The organism is Proteus appendicitidis (genome assembly GCF_030271835.1).
Lineage (GTDB): Bacteria > Pseudomonadota > Gammaproteobacteria > Enterobacterales > Enterobacteriaceae > Proteus > Proteus appendicitidis.
Genome location: NZ_CP127389.1, coordinates 2408654 through 2430949 on the forward strand (window position 1 = coordinate 2408654; position 22296 = coordinate 2430949).

The window sequence follows — 22296 nt, forward strand, 5'->3', positions numbered from 1 at the left end:
GTGGCTTTTATGGTTTAGCGACTAAATGTTTTTGGTTTTTGCACTTGCGTTATTGCATGTTGAGGAGCCATATCTTCACGCTCTATCACTTTCATTGCATTTTGCCCTGCTGGCAATGCTCGCTCAATCAATAACTCTGCATGAGACTTCGCTAAAATCGATTGTAATTGCTGATGCTGATTGCACCAAATGGCATCAACATCTTTATCTCGCGTTGTATCACGTTGATGTGTTAACGCCACCGTTCTAGCTTGAAAACGCGCCTGTTTTCCGCCTAACTCTAAACCATAATCAGGAATTGTGGCATGAGACACAACAACTTGCCCTTTATCAAGCCATGCATTTACGGCATTTTCATGCACCACATAACCTAATTCACTTAAACCAGCCAATACCGCCTCACATTGTTTTTTCATTGAAAGTTGCTGTTCATGCATTTCAATGGACTGTTTTAACTTTATGATCATTACATCAAGTTGTTCATTGGTTGCTAATGAAGCAACCGCTTCTGTATCTCGACTAAGAGTCAGCATCTCTTTATCATCAAAGCTTTCAAGCTCTGCACATAAACGTGTTAATTCTTCCATTAATTCAATATGCTTCACGCTATTACGTAAGCTTTCAGCGATATTCATGATCATGGAATCTGCGAGTAAACGCAGTTTTTTGCGATTATCCTGTTCTTTATTACCACCCTGCTCTTTGCTATTAACAAGCTTTTGCATTTCAATAAGCTGGTTTGCATTATCATTGGCTTCTGCTTCATTCCCCACCAGCCGTAATTTTTCAATCATCAATTCAATTTGATGACATTGTTGTGCAAAGGGGCTTTGAGGCTCGCCACTTTGCCATAATTGTTGGGTATATACAGATTGCGCTTTTAATTGCGTCAATAGTTCAGTTTGAGCGGGGCTGAGTTGCGCTTTTTGCGCTTCAATTTCACCCGTTACACGAAATAGCAATAAGCTAATGTCCTCGGCACTGATATTTTCACTCTGTTCAATTTCAGTGATTAAAATACTGTCAGATGCTAATTGTGATTTTAATTGTTTTAACAGTGCCAATGATTTTTGTTTGCTTTGTTGGATATGACGTGCAAGCGCTTTTTCTTCAAGCACTTGTTCTCGTAGGTTTTTCATATCTTGTCGTAAGGGTGCAATAAACTGGCTTAATTTATCCGTTAATCCACTCACTGATTGAGCACTTAATGCATCCAATTGCTGATTATCTTTCACTAATGCATTAAAGGTAGATTCAATTTGGCTCACTCTTTCATCTTGATATGTGAGCTGTTCAACCAATGCCCGCCATTGCTTGAATTGTTTTTTGCTATTCGCTAATTGTCGATGATAACGGATAACATTGGTTTCTTTTACAGAGATATAATGTACTGATGAACTCATCATTCACTCACTTTTTCATTCAGTAAAGAGGCATGTTGTAAGGCTTCAAGAAGTTGTTGTTGGGCTTCTTGGCGATGATAAAACCATTGTGTCAACGAAACACGATAATGATAAGGCACCACTTTACGCAAAATATCTTTTCGCCATAGCTCACGCGCGCAAGCCTGAGATAACCACTCATGTTGTGGCATATCGCACTCAATTCCCATCAGTAATTTACCTTGGCCCTCATCTTCAATTAAACAGTCAAAAGAGAAAATTCCCGCTTGTTGTGAGGGGGCAATATGATATCCCTGAGATTGAATAAAACGAGTGACATCGATAACAAATTGATCGTTTATCTGCTCTTGAGTTACCACACTAGCTTGAGTACGACATAAGCGGGCTAATAAACGTTTATTTTCCTCTTGTTTATTAATCTGATGGCAATAACTCGCGTAAGTTAAATAGCCTTGTAAGTAATCACGCGGAATTTCAGGGTGTTTATTGGTGCTTAATAAATCAGAGATTTCATCAATCGGCATTGATGACATGATCACCACTTGCTTTTTCGCTCTGGTGATAGCGACATTTAAACGACGCTCTCCTCCCGTTTGCCCTAATACACCAAAATTACGCCTAAAGGTACCTTGTGCATTACGACCAAACGTTGTCGAAAACAAAATAACATCTCGCTCGTCACCCTGTACATTTTCAACGTTTTTCACAAAAAACGACATATCTTCATCGTTATCCAAGCGCGCGCTTTCTTCAGTGTAAGCCTTTAAAAAATCCACATCATAGTCATTGCGATCACGAATATGCTGATTAATTAATTGAGCTTGTTTTTGGTTAAACGTCACCACGCCGACAGACGGACGTTTATCAAAAGGCATCTGCCATAAGGTTGCTAAATGCTCAACGATCGCCAAAGCCTCTTTTTCATTGGTTTGATTGACATAAGTACCATTGATAGCCATGAAATGCAGCGGTTTTACTGTATCAATGGTTTTTGCTGAGTGTTGAGCAGGAATATTTAGCCGATTCTCGTAAAAGGCATAATTTGAGAAATTAATTAGCTCTCGAAATGCTGAGCGATAATGAATATCTAACGTATGAATAGGCAATACTGTTCGAGCGAGGTGAAGTAAATCAGGGCAATGGCAAATTTGACTGGAGTCCCATTGTTCACTGCTTTTCTCTTGTTGTTCATCTTCCTCGTTATCGTTATCTTCATCGTCTTCATTTTCATTAAATTTACCGCTGAAAAAAGAGGAAGGCGGCATCTGTTTCTCATCACCACTTACAATAGCTTGTTTACCGCGATATAACGTTGGTAATGTAAATTCAATCGGCATTTGTGAGGCTTCATCATAAATAACACTGTCAAAAAGCCCTGCTTGTAAAGGTAATATTTGGCTTGCCACATCCGGTGTCATCAGCCAAATAGGACGTAATCTTAACAATCCCAGTTGCGTTGCTTGATCAATAAATTCGCGTAACCGTAATGCTCTAGGCCCAGTTAAACGTGTTATTTTTTCCCAATGACGCGCATTTTCAATTCTCGATAATTCGATATTTTCCGTTAATAACGCACGATTAGTTTGCTGTAATTGCTGATAGCTCTCTGTCAGTTGCTCAATATATTTCTGCAATTGTTCAGACTGAGTCTTTAATACCGGATTTTTTATTTCAATGTCCGTTCTGACAACGCTATAAAACAGATAGCTCAATGTCGCTTTTAAAAGATCGATAGGATCAGAGGACGAGTTTTCATCAACCAACTGGCGTGATAATGCTAAAACTTGCCAATCATTGGGTGAAAAATGTGTCGTTCTTTGTCGGAATAACTGAAATTGACTTAAAGCAGGCAAGCTGAGTGCTAATTGCTGTAATTGGGTTGTCAGCAATTCACCTTTATTGATCGCACCATAAAATTGTTGATAGCAGAGATCGGTAAGTGTTTCTTGTAAACCCACTAGTTTATCAAGGCTAGTTTGCTGTGTTTTAGCACGAATAATGGCATTCTCAATTTCTAAACATTGCTGTTCAAAGCCCTGTTTTTTCGCTGATTGAATCGACTCAATAAAATGTTCAGGTTGAGGATATAACGCTAATAGCGCGATATCATCACCACAGGCTTTAAGCTGAGTCATCACCGTACTGATTGTGTTCTGCCACTGCGTATTTTGTTGTTCAAGGTGCTGTTCTAGCCCTAGTTGTTGATAAATAGGTTGCAACTCTTGATACAACAAACGCCATTGTTGTTCTGTGGTGATCGTTTTGTGTAGCGTTATATAATGTTCAACCTTATCTTCTTTACCACTTTGCGCAATAAAGTTTTTTAACTTACTGTTTCGACTATAATAATAAGGATTTAAGAAACGTAAAAACGAAGGCTTTAATTTATCAGCTACGGCTCTTGATAACGTTGCTAATGTGGCATTATCTAACGGAGCAAGTAAGCGGAAAATCAAAGGATCACTACTTTCACTATCAATTTGCTGTAAACGTGTTGCTAATTGCTCTAATTGAGCAATCAACTGCTCTCCTTTATTTTGCTTACCTTGTTCATTTAAAAACAGCGTTAGCCAACGCGATAAATTATTCCATTGTTGATCATTACGATTTTTTAATTGCTGTTTGCACTGCATGAGTGCTGTTTCGTGAGTGGTTAATTTATCGATTGTGATTTGTTGATAAGGTAAGCTATATGCCGTATCGCGCTGTTTTTCTGCTTCAATAAATCGCGTAATATTTTCATTAAATTGGCGATATAACGTGCTGTCAGGCAAAAATAAAGCAACGTTATTTAATGGCGTGTTTTCATAATTAATCGCATACCAATCTAAACCATATAACGTTAAATTATCGATAAGCTGAATAAACGTTGCTTTATTATATTGAGAAAGCAAGGTGTTTAATTCATCCGAACTTGTAGCCCACTTTTGTTGTGACTCTAATTCGAGTAATCCAGATAACACTTCTCGATATGAATAATCATATTGTTTATCAGTGAGATATAACGCTTTATAGTAAGAATCTAACGTTGTTTCATAAAATTGAATTAAGTTAAGTGTTCTATCACGATTAAACGGTGTGTCTTGCTTAACATCTGCGATCAGTTGTCGTTTATACTCTAATGCCAGTTGCTCTCTGATCGCTGAAATAATCTCTCGCCCTTTAGGGTTTTGATGAATAATCAATACCCTATCTTGCAAGCCATTAGCCACTAATCGTTTATAAACCACATCTAAAGCGGCAGGCTTTTGACACAGCACAAGCGCTGTTTTTTGTCGCCCTATTGCATCAGCAATTAGGTTAACAATAGTTTGGCTTTTCCCTGTTCCCGGAGGTCCTTCTATCAATAATCCTGTTTGCTTTCTTGCCGCTTGAATAATGGTATTTTGAGAAGGATCTGCCAGCGACAACAAATAGTTATCTGTTAGTGTCTCTTGTGTTTCTAAAGCTTGTGCTGTCGTATTCACTTTCAGCATAGTGGCAAGAGCAGTGCCGTTAATAGGTAAATGGGCAATTTGTTGTAGATCAGCACTTATCATTTGCCCAATAAAAGAGGTGTGAAATAACACCGCAGAACAATGAATATAAGCACTGTTTTCTGGTATTTCTTCAGTTAATGAAGGTAAGGGACTTAATGTATGATCTGACGTGGTTAATAAAGACGAGAGCGTGAGCATCATTTCACTGACACTCAAGCCCGTTTGTGACATTAAGCTATCGAGTACTTTTTGCCATTCATTAACCGCAGGAATACCGACAAAGTTTGCAAGGGCTGGATTTAAACGTACCGATGCACGCTCTGTATCAAACGCAATTTGCACCGCACCTTGAGCGCCACCCAAAATATTCATTGAAACAGGCCACAAGAAAAGCGGGGCAATACGTGGCTTTATTTTATTGGGTTGCGTATTTAGCACTAAAAAAGGAAAGCCTAAATACATGCCATTAATACCCGTATCTCGTTGGTAAGACTGAGTATTAAGTTGTAAGATCCACAAGCGGTTATTTAATTTTTCACGTTGACGTAAGACTTCGCCTTCTAATGAAAACAATCTTTTCTTACGGTTAATTAAATGCTCAAGTAAGTTTGTCGCTTTTTCATTATCAAAACAGCATTCGGTTAAATCAACGCGCCCTGCATTGGGTGTTAAACGCATTCTGACTAAATTACCGCGTTGACTTGTAGAAACTAATTTTTTAGCAAAAAAATGTAACACTTCTAAAATATATTTTTGCGATTCAGGTACTTGCCATTTCTCAACGGGAATACAAAGCATCACAATAATATGTTCAAGAGGCAATCTGCGCGTTAAGAGAAAATCATCAGCCCACCTATCAATAATATCGTGATTAACGCGCTTAAAATCCCCTATTCTTTCGCTAAGCTGTTCAATAAGTTGATATCGCGGTGTGGCTAATAATACTTTAGCTTGTTGTTTATCAAACGTCTTAATAGCCAGATCTCTGGCTAATTTAGCCGCATTATTCACCAGTGAATCTAACGTGATATATTGCCCAATCTCTGCACTTAATAACAAAATATAGTCATTTTCATGCATATTCTTACGATCGATTAAAGCACGTAGATTTTCATTATAAGTATCTGGAAATTCTGCACGAATAATTTCCCAACGCGCCACTAATTGACTTAAAGAAGTGATTAACAAATAAAGCTGTAAGCTTTCTTCATTTAATGGAATACGTTGTTGCTGTGCTCTTTCACGAACAGTGCATTGACGATAATAAAGCTGAACAAGCCAATGCGTTTCATCAATAGATTGCAGTTCAGTGGCAAGAGGCTGACAAATTAATTGATAACCTAATAAGGGGTGCTCTAAAAGCCATGCAGGAGTGATGATCTCGCCACGATAAATCAATGGCATATTAGGATTTAAAATTCGTAGCGCGAGTGTAAAACGTAAATCTGGCTCAATATCTTGTTTTTCAACTAATGACTGCAATTGGGCAACTTGTTTGCCACTATTATCAAATTGGCTTAACCAAGTCGTGATTTCACCATGAATAAGTAATTCCGTTGCTTGATCCCAGAATTGTGCTTGGGCAGCTACCATTGCAAATGCATCAGGTTGATTAAAAGGCTGATCTGCAAATTGAAATTGATAATATTGCTGATTTTCATTGTTGCGATTAATTTCTGGCGCTTGTACCGCTAAGCCTTGTAGCCACGCATTGACTTCATTCCATTGCCAGCGTTGAAAGCGATCACGACAGAGTAGGCCACGTAAAAGTAATTGAATATTAGGATCTAAATCATCTGGTAGCTCAACACCATTGGTCATTACTTGAATTAAAAACGCATTATCATGGATATGTTTAAAACAGGCTCCTTGCGTTAATTGCTCAAGTAAAATTATCCCTAAACTCCACCAATCTGATGCTGCCGAAACGCCACCCGCTAATATTTCTGGCGCACTATAACGTGAAATTTCAAGCGGAGAGACAATATCGAGATCAAATTCAGATAAACATGCCGAACCATATTCAATCACCACAATATCAAGGGGTTCGCGAGTGCGGATCATCAAATTGGAGGGCTTTAACGCACGATGACGCACACCATGTTCCGTTAATGCCGCAATAGCCGTACCTAATTCTGAGACTAAAGCATTAATTTCATTCGGTTGCCAAAAATCACCACGTTCAATAAATTGGCTTAGTGAACCACCATCTAATCGCTCGGTAACATGCCAAGCTCGGTTTTCCCATCGACCCGTTTCATAAAACACGGGTATATGGTCAGTAGAGATCAGATTTAAGACTTGATAAATAGTAGGATCAGGCTCTTCACCTTTAAGATAGAGTGTTAATACGCCCTCTTGTTCTGTTTTGAGATTGCTTACGTTGTAGCGTTCTCTTTCGCTATTAATAGAATTGATACGTTGTTCAAGACGCCAATCACCAATCAACCTAAACGTTTCATTATCAGTAACGTCGTTATTTTCAATCTCATCCGTTGGATCAGCACCACATTCAAAACAGATAAAATCGTCTTCTCCCATCAAATGTCCGTTGACACACTTGCGAGGCTGAAAATGATTAAGATCGGGGATTACCGTAGATGCCTCAATGGAAGGAGATGAAGATATAGGAGGAGATGGACGCCAACCTGATTCATGAATAGGTTCAATCGTTAGATCCCATCCACACGGTTTATCATTAATCTGTCCTGCACAGAAAATCTCAGTTAATTGGCGCTCCGTTTGGCAGTGAGGACAAAAACGTATCATGGTCATCCTTTATTCCATCTCTCTTATCTTTTTATCTGTTTTAATTGAGTATCTTGTTGTGCTAATACTTCACGCAAACGAGCCATATCGCCCTTTTGAGGAATACCGGTAAGATAAATACGCCCTTGGTTATCCAGTGAGAGATCAAGCACTTTGTCTTCTTCGGTTACACTTCTGTCAAAAGCACTAAAACGCGCACGCCCCTTGGCTGTTAAACAATGAAGTTGCTGATTATCACTGCCTCGTAACATCAAACTTTGCGTATTTTCAACTTGATATCGACCACTCATTAACGCATCAATTAAGCCTGACATTTTAGTGACTTGTGGCTCTATCTCATTCCAGTGATAACCACTGTAAATAAAAATATCTCCCGAAAATTGCTGACGCAAAGCCGTTAATAATGCATAAAGCGCTTCTGGTTGTTCAAAAGGTTCACCGCCAGAAATCGTAATACCATCAGCAAATGAAAACCAAGGGTGAATTTGTTGAATAATCGCATCAACCGTGATGCTTGCGGTTTTTCTTTCCCATGTATCTGGCGATAAGCAGCCTTTACAGCGCAAAGAGCATCCTTGAAACCAGATACCAATTCGTTTTCCTGGCCCTAATGTTGTCACTGGGAAATGAGTTCGCGATAAACTGATCAACATTCATTTACCTGTGGCACCAAAATAATATTGGTCATTTCACCTATCTGAATATCTGCAATTTGATAAGCTTTTTCTATTGCCAAATCACTATCAAAAATAGCTCTTGAGAGTGGATTAATTAAATAAATCTCTAATTGGTTGCGAATACCACGACCGCCATTTGATAAATCAGATAAACAGTAGAATTTTAACGTCGATTTAGCCGTTTCAGATATCGACAATCTGAGTGATTGTTTATCAAGGCTAGATAAGATATTTGCGACCATTTGTTCAAATATCTGCTCCGCAACATCTTCTCGAATAAAATCAAATACAATAATATTTTCACCAATACGGTTTAATAATTCAGGTCGATTTAAAACCAATTTAAAGTGGCGCTCTATTTCACTTTTTACTTTACGGCTGACATTTTCAAAAGGTTCATGAGGTAGAACATTCGCCACTCTTTCACCATTATTATCAACATGGTAGATCCCAAGATTTGAAGTAAATATAATTAATGCTTCAGAAAAATAAACGCGATCACCACGCCCTGACGTTAATACCCCATCATCAATAATCTGTAGGAATTTATCCATTAAATGAGGATGCGCTTTTTCTATCTCATCAAATAACACAACGCTAAAAGGCTTTTCGCGAATCGCATTGGTTAATTCACCACCAGAGTCATAACCCACATAACCTGGAGGCGCACCAATCAAACGTTGATCAGCGTGTTCGGCACTAAATTCAGACATATCAAAGCGAATATAAGCACTTTCATCACCGAAAAGCAGTTGAGTAACCGTTTTTGCTAACTCAGTTTTCCCCACACCAGTTGGTCCGGCTAAAAACAGCACGCCTCGAGGTCTTCCCCCTTTATTGCTGCCCACGCCCGTCATTGCGCGCTTAATAATATCTAATAAATGCGTCACAGCATGTTGTTGCCCTTTAACGCGACGTTGTATAACTTGTGGTGCATTACGAATTTTTTGTTTATCGATTTTTTGCCACGGATCTTCGGTGATCCCCACTTTGTAACGTCTTACTGCATCACTAATTCGCGTTATTCCGACTTCTTCAATTCGCGCTAATTGCACAATCGCCACTAAATCTAGCAGTAATAGCCCTTCTGTTTCATCGATAAAATCATTAAGGATCAGTTCTTTTTCACTTTCAATAAGCGATGAAAACCCAGCCAATGACACCAATAAATTTGGCGCTAGCGCTCTGCGGATCTGACTATCGGGTTTTGCAACAGGAATGGCTCGAATTCGAGGATTATTAACGGTAAACCAATCGGGTAAATCGGTTTCTTTTTCCACTACCCAAAAAACGCTATTAAAGAAAGGTTGATTATGTTCGCCAGCAGGTCTTGCTCTCGCTTGATGAGAAGTCACTAATGCTCGTGTAAATAAGCTATGTTCGGCAGGCATCAGATTATCACGATGAGAAAGCAAGCAAGAAGCGAAATCAATACATAACGCAATCGGCTGACCTGTTATTGTTTGCCATTTTTCTAATACACTATTTAAGCTATCAATATTACCTGATGCACGATCGCCCGTAACGGTTAATCCTAATTGTTGCATCAACATTGCGCCATCTTGCAAAGAGTGTGTAGGATTAGCGACCCATTGAAACCCCGTTAATGGCGTATAAGTGATGATATGAACGTAACCCACTTCATACAAACTGTTATAAAGTGTCTGGTTAAAAGGCAGTGGCGTTATAATATTAGGCGTAACTTCACTAGCTTGTAAGTCACGCACATTACCAAATAACACAAACTGGCTTTTCAATGGAATAAAACGAAGTAAATCGCGTAACCAGCGTGGTTTTTGAAAAGTAGTATTCATATCATCCCTTACTGAAAATAAGCTATATCTTACCCTAATTCCTCGATATACAGGCTGTTTATATTAAAAGCAGTGTTAATTATTTGAAGAGTCCGATCATAAATATGAGAATAGAGCCATAGCGGCTCTATTTAAGATAAGTGTTGTTGTAAGCAACATTACCACCAGCGATGAAAATGATGTACAGGGCCGAAACCTTGCCCAACTTCTAAGCTGTCGGCATATTCTAACGCTTGCTGTAAATAGGCTTTTGCTTGTTCAACACAAGTTTGCCAGTTAGAAACTTGAGGGCGAATAGCAGCTAAAGCCGCTGAAAGTGTGCATCCTGTACCGTGAGTATTTTTCGTATTAACGCGTTTGGAAGTAAATCGCCACTCGCCATCTTGCGTAAATAACCAATCAGGGCTTTCATTTTCCGTTAAATGTCCACCTTTCATCAACACCGCATTGCATCCTTGTTTTAGTAATGCATAACCTTGTTGTTTCATCGTTATTTCATCTTTAGCGACTTCACAACCTAGCAGTGCTGCCGCTTCGGGCAAATTAGGCGTGATCAAATCAACCAGAGGCAAAAGCTGAGTGACCATTTTATTAACCGCATCAGCCTGTAATAGAGGATCACCACTTTTTGCAATCATCACGGTATCAAGTACAACAAAGGGGATCGTATATTGCTGAAGCTTGTCGCAAACCACGTCAATAATCGAAGCATTAGAAAGCATGCCAATTTTGGCACTATCAATTCGAACATCAGATAAGACCGCATCTAATTGAGCGGCAACAAAATCAGGGGATAAATCATAGACACTACGGACACCACAGGTATTTTGAGCAACAAGTGCTGTCATTACTGTTGTGCCATATACACCCAGTGCGGAAAATGTTTTCAGATCGGCCTGAATACCTGCACCACCACTGGGATCGGTGCCTGCGATAGACAATGCATTGAATCTCACTGATTAACTCCTCCTTTCACCAGTTACAGAAAAGTCGGGCTCTGTTAATCAGCAGAGTTACCTTGACTTCCCTACGCTGGCATTATCCAGATCAGGTTATACGGGTTCATCTCAGCCATAAGGCGCCCCGAGCCAAAGCCTGTAAATTCAGGCGATAACGAGTATCGCATGCTCAAGATAAAGAAGCTAGTTTGATAGCTCATCTCGATCTATAGATCCTCTATTGTTGAGATTTGTGATTCAGTAAGATAAATCAGCTAAGGTTGTATATAATAAATACTAAGCCGATGGCTTCTATTGCATGACACATCAATTTAAGGAATATATTTTAGCTATATTTAAATAAGAAGAATAAAATAAATTATTTTGTTCGTTTTAACGACAATCGATATATTATCTGCTAGATGAGGTATTTATAATGCATTTCTGGACAATCACACAATGCGGAGGGGCTAAATGAAAAATGAACCATCGCAACAGAATAATGGACAATCAATGCCTTATCTTATTCCTGATGCAGATTTTAATGTAAAGTTGAAAATTCACTCTAGAAATATTGATCATACAAAAGAATTCCTTGAAAAAGGTGTGGAAGACTTTGTATTACCAGAATATAGCATCCCTAATGGGTATCGTTTTGTTAAATCTTTAAAACGCAATCAATATCGTTTAATTTCAACTACCAATGCACCTGAAACAGTTTATCTTGTAGAGCTTATTTTTCGCAAAGACATTATATTTAGTAAAACAACATGTACCCAAGTTAAAGTATGGCGAACTGTTTCTGAAGAACATGATATTGCGACAAGATATCTCCCTAGACACTTCTTTAGTTATTTACTTAAAACATACAACATTGTTGTTTCTGATGAAGAGCAAACCGGTGCAGGTAAGCGTTTTTGGGAAACAATGATTGATTGGGCTTTTACTGCTCACCTTAATGTTTATATTTCAGATGGAACAGAAGAAAACCGTCCTCTAACAGTAGTGAAAGATACTGATGATCTTTATGAAAATTGGGACGCTTTCTGCTGGGGTAAGGATCGTGATACTCATACTCACCGACTCCTTGTTATTAGCCAAGAAAAATTATCTCAATAAATGCTTTCTTCCCGTTGAGAGAGTGTAAGCAACAATTCTTTAATTTGCACTCTCTCACCATAGGATTATCTGTATAAAAAACAGACTGCACTCCTGTTGTTAACGGTTAAACCTAAACGTTTTATAAACCAACCTCTGTTTTTTTCTTTTTTTTATTTAACTCTTCTTATTCGTTACTCTATTATCCGCTGGAAATTAATCTCTTTTTATAACCTAATGTTATTGATATTAAATTTATCTCAATATTTTCATTAAGTCATAAAAATAGCTATTTTATGGAATTTTGCTGTTGAAAATGACCAACCTAAAATTATTTCTCTTTAACCTTATTTATCAGCTATTTATTAGCAATCTAATAAAAACTTAATTTTTCATTAAAAACAATACATTATCATAAAAAATAATAGTATTTAATATCAGAAAAAATTACGTTCATAAGTACAATAAATCTATTTGTTTTCTTCTTAACCGATTCTAATCCCTTAAGATTTTATTTAAGAAGTAAAGTTTCAGATACCTCTTATCTTAAATACTTGTCGATTAAATAACACTATTAGTAATGTTTATTTGTCATCACCAGAATCACTGTTTATGCCGTACTCGGAGTTATATTATGTCATCATCCTATTTTCACCCTAGCGTATTAGCCACAACGCTGTTGTCTCTTGCATTAACAACGTCTGCTTTCGCTTCTGAAAATAATTCCAATACCCATCAGATTATTACGACAGAAAACCAACAAATCACCAGTAATCCATCTCAATCTAATAATGAAGAGAGCTACTGGGGAAAATTCAAACGTAATGTCAATCAAACTTGGGACAATGACCAATATAACTACTATTTGCCTGTATGGACTTGGCATAATCGTTTTACTTACGATAAAGAAAAAACGGATCGCTATAACGAAACACCTTGGGGTTTTGGTATGGGTAAATATCGTTATGACAACGATGGTGATTGGCACTCTCTTTATGCGATGGCATTTATGGACTCTAATAACCGTGTACAGCCTATTATGGGTTATGGTTTTGAGAAAATGTGGTATCCCGGTGATAAAGATGGATTTCGTATGGGCGCAGGTTTTACACTAAGTATTACAGCACGCCATGAATACAACTATATTCCTATGCCACTCCCGTTACCGTTAGTTTCTGTCGGTTACGGACATCTTTCATTACAAGCCACTTATGTTCCTGGTACTTATAACAATGGTAATGTGTTATTTGCTTGGTTACGTTGGCAGTAATTTTTTATTTTTTCCGCTCAAAATAATTGCAGATAATAAAAATAGAACATAAAAAAACGCATCTTAATGATGCGTTTTTTTATTATCCCAATAAGTCAGTAATATTTAAATATCTTGGCTTGCTTGGGCGCTATTAGGTATTTTCTTCATACGGGAAATCTTAAATCCAACCCATAAGAACGCAATCCAGAATGGCATTAAAATTACCGAAATATTCACTTGTGGCATAAATAAGATAATCACTAAAATCATGCATAAGAAAGCCAGGCAGATATAGTTACCATATGGATACCAAAGTGCTTTAAAGAAAGGCTCTACACCCTCTTTGGTTTTTGCCGCTCTGAATTTTAAATTCGCTAAACAGATCATTATCCAGTTAAGTACTAGCGTGGTTACAACCAACGCCATTAATAGTTCTAGTGCCTGATCAGGTAATAAGTAGTTAACTAAAATACCTAATGAAGTCGCAATCGCAGACAATAGTAATGACACTACTGGTACACCACGTTTATTAATACGAGAAAGCACATGTGGTGCATTACCTTGTTTTGCCAAGCCATAAAGCATACGACTATTAGAATAAACACCACTGTTATAAACAGACAGTGCAGCAGTTAATACCACGGCATTTAAAATATTCGCGATTAAGAAATTATCCAAGTTATGGAAAATCAGAACAAATGGGCTTTCACCTTTTACAACTTGAGTCCAAGGATAAAGTGAAAGTAACACTAACAATGAACCGATATAGAAAATTAAAATACGATAAACAACTTGGTTAGTCGCTTTTGGAATGCTCACTTTTGGGTTTTCCGCTTCAGCTGCGGTGATCCCCACCAGTTCGAGTCCACCAAAAGAGAACATCACAATGGCTAATGCAGACATGAACCCCGTAAAGCCATGAGGAAAAAAGCCTAGCTCCCATAAATTGCTAACCGAAGCTTGAGGACCACCATTACCACTTGCCAGTAAGTAGCTCCCAAATAAAATCATACCAACAATCGCCAACACTTTAATAATGGCAAACCAGAATTCTGTTTCACCATACATTTTAACGTTAATCAAATTGATTAAGTTGATTGCCACAAAGAAGATAGCAACGGAAACCCAAACAGGAATATCAGGTAACCAATAGTTAATGTATTTCCCTGCTGCGGTTAATTCTGCCATACCGACAAGAATAAACATCACCCAATAATTCCAGCCAGATAAGAAGCCAGCAAATGGGCTCCAATATTTATTAGCAAAGTGACTAAACGAACCCGCAACTGGCTCTTCGGCAACCATTTCGCCCAATTGGCGCATGATCATAAACGCAATAAAACCACCAATAGCATATCCTAATATTACTGAGGGGCCTGTCATATTAATAGTTTGCGCTATACCAAGAAACAGACCAGCGCCGACAGCACCACCCAGCGCAATTAGCTGGATATGTCGATTTTTCAGACCGCGCTTAAGTTCTGTCTGTTGCGACTCTCTCGCCATACATCCTCTTCTCTTTATTATTTTATCAACTTAACGTGTAAACTAATATTTACGATTTTGTTTATTTCAAGCCCCCATTAAAACACTATTCTGACTTGAATAACAAATACATTTTATGCTAGGCGAAAAATAATAAGAAAAGCTATCTTTTAGTGATGTTTAGAGGGGAATAATGTGGTAAAGCGACAAAGACCTTGTTGGAAATCCTCTCCTCGATCGCAAAAATTATCTAAAGCCACAAGATAGAGGCCAAAGGTAATGGCTAATGCAATAATTAAGCTAATAATTATTTTCTTTGCGTTCAATTTAAAATCCTTTAAATACATTTTGTTAGTATGACTTATCACATTATAAGCATTCGCTTAAATACGATAACAAGACAGGGAGTTGTTGTTATAAAATTCGCAATCAATTATCTCTATGAGTAAATTTAGCATAACTTTCATTATGAAAGGTAAACGCTTCCTCGACAGATTTCAGATAATTTGCATTATTTCGCTCTAAACTGTATGTAAAATGACCTTATATTATTTTAAGTACACATTTTGCCAACGATTAGAGATAGCTATTCATTAATATGGATTTCTCTGTCTGTTATTTTTTGTATAAGATTAGGGAGTTAATTTTGATTTTTACCTTAACTTCATTGATAGAATGGAACTGTAATGCCACAAGATAATCATCTCGCATTGGTTTGCGCGCTTAGTAAATGGATTGAGGAGCATTTAGGTCGTGTTATCCATCTTGAAGAGTTGGCGGCTTATTCTGGGTATTCTCTTTGGCACATGCAGAAAATCTTTAAAGAAGTCACAGGCACCTCTTTAGGAAAGTATATCCGTCAGCGTAGATTAGCTGGCGCTATTCATTTATTACGTACCAGTGAGCGCTCTATCTTCGATATCGCCCTTGATTTCGGCTTTGGTTCACAATCTCACTTTACTTATATGTTCCGTAAAGAGTATGGCATCACGCCTTTCGACTTTCGGCAAAATCAAGAGATCGTTTTAGAAACCAAACAACCTTTACATTTACAATCACCTTGTTGTGATTAACCCTTCCATTTATGTGGCATTATACAGATAGCCTTTAATGTCACATAAATAATACTCAAGCTATGTGATGATAGACCGCTTCGCCCTTCCTTTATCATAATTGCTTTTATTTAATATGGGGATGCTAATGAGTATTAAGCTTATCGCGATTGATTTAGATGGAACCTTGCTTAACAAACAACACGAAATTACGCCAGAAGTAAAACAAGCAGTTCAGCGAGCAAAAGAGGCAGGAGTTAAGATTGTATTAGCTTCAGGACGCTCCTTTAATGGCATCTCTCCCTATTTAAAAACACTCGGTCTTGATACCTCTAATTGTTACTGTATCAGCAATAATGGTAGCCAAATCCATCAAGCAGATAATGGTGAAGTTATTATTCAAGATCTGCTCAATTTTGAAGATTACCTCTATTTTGAAAACCTAGCTCGTGAGATTGGCGTCCATTTTCACGTTATCAGTGATAATAAGATTTATACTACCAATAGCCATATTAGCCATTTCACCTGCCAAGAAGCCTTTCTATCTTGGACACCGCTTTATTATCGTCCACTGAATGAAATGCAAACTGATATGTATTTTAGTAAGTTTATGATTGTTGATGCGCCTACCGTTTTGGATAATGCCATTCAATATCTTCCTGCTAATATTTATGAACAATACAGCATATTACGTAGCGCTCCTTATTTTATTGAAGTGTTGAACACCAATGTCAATAAAGGGAGTGCGGTTCAAAAAGTCGCCGAACATCTAAAAATTACGCCAGAAAAAATTATGTGTATTGGTGATCAAGGTAATGATTTAGCAATGCTGAAATATGCGGGTTTAGGCGTTGCGATGGGAAATGCCCCTGAAGAAGTGAAGAAAGTCGCTAAATTCGTCACACTTTCTAATGAAGAGCATGGTGTTGCAGTGGCTATCAATAGATTTATTTAAACACGATCTTTTTTTTGTTTTATCGCGAATACCTACAAAATTATATAGCAATTGTGATCCTTAGCAGAGGATCACACTGCTTTTCAACCAAAAACATAGCCTTTTATTATTCTATAATTACTGTTAAATAAGCGTTAAATCCGCCTTTCTTCTTACATATCTCTCAGAATTTGCTACTATTAATTCACTTTTCGTTATTCAAACTGCATTTTTACAACATATTCAGCTAATAAATAGGCTAATGGTAGAATAACAAATATAAATCATTAATATATTTTCTTCACAGACAGGTAGTTTTAGTTATGCTTTCTACAAAAGACATGCTCGTTCTTGGAATGATGGTTTTCGCACTCTTCCTCGGTGCTGGCAATATTATTTTTCCCCCTATGGCGGGTTTCCAATCAGGAAACCTCTGGTTTAGTACATCTTTAGGTTTCCTTGTTACGGGTGTCTTACTTCCTTTTCTTACCTTAGTTATTGTTGCAATTCGTGGACGTGGAGAGCGACTTTCTGTTGATTTACCTTCATGGGTTGCCGTCATTTTCTGGGTAGCACTGTATTTGATCGTGGGTTCTACTTTTGCGATGCCTCGTGTTACCAATACTGCTTATGAAATGGGTTTCTTACCTTTAGGTCTTATTGAGAAAAATACCGCAACACATCTGACTTTCGCGCTTGTTTTCAATATTACAAGTATGTTCTTTATGCTTAAACAAGGTACGATGATCAGCGCCATTGGTAAGTTTATGACGCCAGCACTATTAGTCCTGCTGGTGGTTGTGGGCATTGCTGTTGTGGCTAAACCGATTTCGCCAATGGGTGAACCGACAGGTCTTTATGCGGTAAATGGCTTCTTCTCTGGCTTTATTGATGGTTACCAAACCATGGATGTCCTTTCTGCTATGGCATTTGGGGGGATCGTTGCTCGTGCTTTATATACCAAAGGCATTACTGAACCACGTCAAATCGGTTTTATTACCGTAAAAGCAGGCATGATTTCAGTTTTACTGTTAGCCGCACTTTATCTGTGCCTTTTCTACTTAGGTGCGACAAGCCACTCTGTTTCTGTTTTTGCTGATCCTGCACTCAATGCCACTAACGGTGGCCAAATATTCTCTCGTTATGTTGATGCATTATTTGGCTCTGTGGGTACTTGGCTGATGGGAGGAATTGTTTTATTAGCCAGTATGACCACACTTGTAGGTGTAACAAGTGCTGCTGCAGACTACTTTGCAACATTCCATCACCGTTTAGGCTATCGCTTTTGGGTTGTGGTATTTACGTTAATGACCACTGTCGTATCAACGTTTGGTCTTGATACACTATTACGAGTGACTATTCCTGCATTATTAATGATTTATCCAACATCAGTCACATTAGTATTACTGCAATTTATTCGTAATAAATTAAAATCACCTCGCTTTACCTATCGCTTTACAATTGCAGTCATTGTTTTGATGAGCCTTTTCGATACATTGAAACAATTGAAGTGGTTAAATGCTGATTTACTGCAATTATTTAGCTATATCCCACTGTCTGATTACGGCTTAGGTTGGGTATTACCAGGTGCGATTGCCTTTATCATCTCGCTGGTTGTTAGCTTAAATTTTAAAGAAGAAAATCTTTCAATAGAAAGTACAGCGAAATAACCAGCATATAACACCTAATTTGTAATACTGGTTATAAGTTGATAAAAAAAGCGTCTTCCAAATTTTATCTTGGAGACGCTTTTTGCTTTTCTATTATCTGCATTTAGCTGTATTTTTTACTATCTTATTTATCACAGGAAATTTTAAGTTCGGTATTTCTCAATCAATGCCCTTAAAATGGCTTCTGATTGAGCATCAGGAAGCCCATTTGCTTTCTCTGATCTAAAATGCATTTGGAAAGCCTTCACTACTTTTTGTGCATTATTATCTAACACACCATTTGTTGGTGTTTGATAACCGTATTGCTGCAATAACTTTTGGAAATTAGCGACATCAACAGGCTCTGAAGGATCTCTACCCGCTAAATAAGTTTGTACTAATTTCTTATCTGGCCAAGCACCAATTCCTTGGTGGGCTAATCTTTCCCAAGGGAATAAAGGACCAGGATCAACTTTTCTAAGAGGTGCAATATCACTGTGACCTAAAACGTTTTGAGGCTCGATATCATAACGTTCAATAATATCTTTCATTACCATTGAAATCGTCACGATTTGATCTGCGGTATAAGAATACCAATACCTAAATTTACCATTGTCACGGTAGCCCAGATTGACTATCTCAATCCCAATGGAGCAATTATTTAAGCTTGTTGCGTCTCCCCACTGACTAATGCCCGCATGCCATGCAATTTGCCGTTCATCCACTAATGAAGTAATCACTGGCTTTCCATCAATAGATGAAGGATGTGTAGGGATCAAATAGTGGCTACTGACTCTTCCCCCAGTAAGAACCTTAAGCGAGCGCTCATCATCTAACGCGGTATAGTGCATCACCAGATATTTTACACAGTCATTTGCTTCCTGCTTATTAGGAATAACTTTAACTATATATTCACCTCTATCAATAAATACTGGTTGTTTGGCACAACTAGTTAAGAGGCTTATTGCAATAAGTAATCCTATATAATACCGACTAGATCTCATTTCTGATCCTTGATTAATTATTCCCAAAGTTAAATTGTAATAAAAAAACCCATATTAAAGAATATGGGTTTTGAGTTTTGACGCTTTTTTATTATTTTTTTGGTTATTGCTTTAGTTATTGCTCACTTTTTCACATCGAACTAAAGGTTCATCAGGAACAATATTCTCATCCCAAATACCTTCTTCAATATCATCTTGTAATTCTGGATATTGGCGAATATCAAATGTAGGCAGTAAACCAGCTTGTCGTTGCTGGTTATAATCTTTAACTAATTTTAAGGCGACACCAGAAAGCAAGATGATTGCGATTAAATTAGTCATTGCCATTAATCCCATTGAAAGATCGGCCATTTTCCAAACTAAAGGCATATCGGCTAATGCGCCAAACATTACCATCACTAATACCGCTGAGCGTAAGAGAAATAATCCTGTTGTGTGATTACGCCCAAGGAAAATCATATTGCTCTCAGCATAAGCATAATTGGCAATAATGGATGTGAAAGCAAAGAAGAAAATAGCTATCGCAATAAAAGTACTTCCCCATCCACCAACTGTTGATGATAAGGCTAATTGTGTTAATTGAATGCCGTTAATACCTTCAGGATAACTGTCTAGCACACCTGATGATAAAATGATCACTGCAGTGGCACTACAAATCACCAAGGTATCCATAAATACCCCTAGCATTTGAACATAGCCTTGAGATGCAGGATGTGGTGGATAAGGTGTTGCGGAAGCAGCGGCATTAGGTGCAGACCCCATACCTGCTTCATTAGAAAAGAGACCGCGCTGAATACCTTGTGTCATCGCTTGGCTAATACCGTAGGCAACGGCACCAGCAGCCGCTTCTTGTAACCCAAAAGCACTTTTAAAAATTAAAATGAAAACTTCGGGTAAGCGTTCGATATGATCTGCGACAACCCAAAATGCTAATAATAAATATGCTGTTGCCATAACAGGAACAACTAATTCAGCAACACGAGCAATCCAGCGCAGACCACCAAAAATAATAAATCCGCTGGTGAGTACTAAAAAGATCCCCACATAAAGTGGATCAAAATTAAAGGCAGAAGCTGTAGCTTGAGCAATCGAATTCGCTTGAACAGCATTAAAAACTAAGCCAAAAGCGATAATTAAGAAAATGGCGAAGAGAACTCCCATCCAGCGCATTTTCAGTCCTTTTGTCATATAATAAGCAGGACCGCCACGGTAGTTACCATCATCATCTTTTGTTTTATAAAGTTGCGCGAGTGTACTTTCTATTAATGATGTCGCCATACCAATTAAAGCGACAACCCACATCCAAAAAATAGCGCCAGGGCCGCCCGCAGTTAAAGCAATCGCGACTCCCGTCAAGTTTCCTGTACCTACGCGCGCAGCTAGACTGGTGCATAATGCCTGAAAGGAAGAAATCCCTGATTTATCTGACTTATGGCTATTTTTTAAAATAGAGAACATATGACTAAAATGTCGGATTTGTATAAATCCGGTACGGATAGTAAAGTAAATACCTACTCCAAGAAGCAAATAGATAAGAACATATCCCCATAAAATGTTATTCGCAAAGTTTATTAGCCCTGTCAAATCAATCCCCTTATATAATAACGTATATAACCTATCCTTACATCGCTATTGAAATAAAAAAGTAAACAGATATCGTGTAATTGAGTCAATTACTGATCCGAATCTGTATTAAAGTAATATCAAAAATTACTGTGTGAAAAGCGAACTAAATGTAGCACAATATTGCATGATATGTATATTTTTTGTTTATTTTTTTACATATTATTATTTTAATTTAATTATCTCATTAACCAAAATGAACAATATTGAAAAATAAAAAAACCATACATATCATTAGGATAAATAATTATTTCTTTATTTTATTAACTCTAAAAAGTAAAGTAAATACTTTAGTCATTAAGTTAATCAGTCATTTTAGAAAAAAAGTAAACAGATTAAAAAAACATCAATTAATAATCTTTTCTATTTATCTAAAATAAGATTTAGATGAACTATTAAAGTGATTAATTAAGATTTTTTCAATTTCCAATTTAACGGTTCAGTAATTAACATTTAAGAAATAAATATTTTTACAACAATTAACAATAAATATTTTATATTGTCGTATCAATAAAACTCTTTAATATTAATAAGATATTAAAATAAGATAAAAAATCAATTTTACATCTTTATTTTATTACACATCCATAATGCATTAATTCAAGTCTAGTTTGTTATCTTTCATTTTTAATGAAAACTGTTGGTTGGTTTCTCTTCTTTTTTTATTCACTAACTATTCATTAATAACCCTATTCTTTTTTGAATATTAATTAAAGTTTAATAACACTTTATTTCATATTAATAAAAAAATGTAGAATCACGTAAGTTTACCTATTAACCATTTAGTTAATTTTATTTATAATATGTTTTTCCCTGGTGTTGTATTAATTTTCGCCCTGTTTCCCCAACAGGGCATTTTTTTATCTCAATATTTCAGCACCTTAACGTAACTCTTTGTCAAATAATATAAAATAAAAACAGATAGAATATCCAATTGATAAATTAACATTATTCAACTATTTTTAATGCAAAATCCCACTTTCTTTTCCTTGATCTAAATCAAATTAAACATTCATATTATTTACCCTTTTTAGAGGTAAACTGATTTTTTCTCTATTTAAAAATTTATTTAATAAGGATTAAAACGGCTTATTTTATCATTCACCTTATTTGAATTAC

The 22296-nt window shown here is 37.0% G+C and carries 14 protein-coding genes and 1 riboswitch; of the genes, 5 read left to right on the top strand and 9 right to left on the bottom strand.

Features of this window, described 5'->3' with window-relative positions:
* Positions 1-14: 14 nt before the first annotated feature.
* The 5 genes from QQS39_RS11240 to thiD form a co-directional block, all read right to left on the bottom strand.
* Positions 15-1406 carry a hypothetical protein gene (locus tag QQS39_RS11240; RefSeq protein ID WP_285804536.1) on the bottom strand — a complete coding sequence of 464 codons (1392 nt, stop codon included), beginning with the start codon at positions 1404-1406 and terminating at the stop codon, positions 15-17.
* Positions 1403-7657, bottom strand: coding sequence for a protein kinase domain-containing protein (locus QQS39_RS11245; protein ID WP_285804537.1), 6255 nt, complete (start codon positions 7655-7657; stop codon positions 1403-1405). The genes QQS39_RS11240 and QQS39_RS11245 overlap by 4 nt, the downstream gene beginning before the upstream one ends.
* A 17-nt stretch (positions 7658-7674) precedes the next feature.
* On the bottom strand, positions 7675-8304 hold the full coding sequence (locus QQS39_RS11250; RefSeq protein ID WP_285804538.1) for a 4Fe-4S single cluster domain-containing protein: 630 nt from the start codon (positions 8302-8304) through the stop codon (positions 7675-7677).
* The gene (locus QQS39_RS11255) at positions 8298-10142 is read right to left on the bottom strand and encodes an AAA family ATPase (RefSeq protein ID WP_285804539.1); all 1845 of its coding nucleotides are present in this window, start codon (positions 10140-10142) and stop codon (positions 8298-8300) included. Before QQS39_RS11255 ends, QQS39_RS11250 begins: the two co-directional genes overlap by 7 nt.
* A gap of 158 nt (positions 10143-10300) precedes the next feature.
* Positions 10301-11098 carry a bifunctional hydroxymethylpyrimidine kinase/phosphomethylpyrimidine kinase gene (gene thiD, locus QQS39_RS11260; protein WP_285804540.1) on the bottom strand — a complete coding sequence of 266 codons (798 nt, stop codon included), beginning with the start codon at positions 11096-11098 and terminating at the stop codon, positions 10301-10303.
* A gap of 51 nt (positions 11099-11149) precedes the next feature.
* A riboswitch (TPP riboswitch) is annotated at positions 11150-11238 on the bottom strand.
* A gap of 316 nt (positions 11239-11554) precedes the next feature.
* Here thiD and QQS39_RS11265 point away from each other — a divergent pair.
* Together QQS39_RS11265 and pagP are read left to right on the top strand one after the other, a co-directional pair.
* On the top strand, positions 11555-12199 hold the full coding sequence (locus QQS39_RS11265) for a hypothetical protein (RefSeq protein ID WP_151435441.1): 645 nt from the start codon (positions 11555-11557) through the stop codon (positions 12197-12199).
* Positions 12200-12812: 613 nt separating this feature from the next.
* On the top strand, positions 12813-13448 hold the full coding sequence (gene pagP, locus QQS39_RS11270) for a lipid IV(A) palmitoyltransferase PagP (protein WP_160230446.1): 636 nt from the start codon (positions 12813-12815) through the stop codon (positions 13446-13448).
* Between the two features lie 105 nt (positions 13449-13553).
* Here pagP and QQS39_RS11275 read toward each other — a convergent pair whose 3' ends face one another.
* Together QQS39_RS11275 and mgrB are read right to left on the bottom strand one after the other, a co-directional pair.
* Entirely contained in the window at positions 13554-14936 is a 1383-nt protein-coding gene (locus QQS39_RS11275) for an amino acid permease (RefSeq protein WP_151435443.1), read from the bottom strand.
* A gap of 149 nt (positions 14937-15085) precedes the next feature.
* On the bottom strand, positions 15086-15241 hold the full coding sequence (gene mgrB / locus QQS39_RS11280; RefSeq protein ID WP_226892284.1) for a PhoP/PhoQ regulatory lipoprotein MgrB: 156 nt from the start codon (positions 15239-15241) through the stop codon (positions 15086-15088).
* A gap of 360 nt (positions 15242-15601) precedes the next feature.
* Here mgrB and QQS39_RS11285 point away from each other — a divergent pair, with 360 nt between their 5' ends.
* From QQS39_RS11285 to brnQ, 3 genes are all read left to right on the top strand, one after another.
* Positions 15602-15988 (top strand): helix-turn-helix domain-containing protein, encoded by a 387-nt coding sequence (locus tag QQS39_RS11285; RefSeq protein WP_006533085.1) that lies wholly within the window; start codon positions 15602-15604, stop codon positions 15986-15988.
* 127 nt (positions 15989-16115) lie between these two features.
* Complete coding sequence (gene yidA / locus QQS39_RS11290) at positions 16116-16922, top strand: sugar-phosphatase (protein WP_285804541.1); 807 nt, start codon at positions 16116-16118, stop codon at positions 16920-16922.
* 302 nt (positions 16923-17224) lie between these two features.
* Complete coding sequence (gene brnQ / locus QQS39_RS11295) at positions 17225-18571, top strand: branched-chain amino acid transport system II carrier protein (RefSeq protein ID WP_285804542.1); 1347 nt, start codon at positions 17225-17227, stop codon at positions 18569-18571.
* Positions 18572-18714: 143 nt separating this feature from the next.
* On the opposite strand, the gene QQS39_RS11300 is transcribed toward brnQ, so the two are convergent.
* The gene (locus QQS39_RS11300) at positions 18715-19554 is read right to left on the bottom strand and encodes an N-acetylmuramoyl-L-alanine amidase (RefSeq protein ID WP_285804543.1); all 840 of its coding nucleotides are present in this window, start codon (positions 19552-19554) and stop codon (positions 18715-18717) included.
* A gap of 111 nt (positions 19555-19665) precedes the next feature.
* A complete protein-coding gene (locus QQS39_RS11305) occupies positions 19666-21138 on the bottom strand; it encodes an alanine/glycine:cation symporter family protein (protein WP_151435447.1) in 1473 nt (490 codons plus the stop codon).
* Between the last annotated feature and the right edge of the window lie 1158 nt (positions 21139-22296).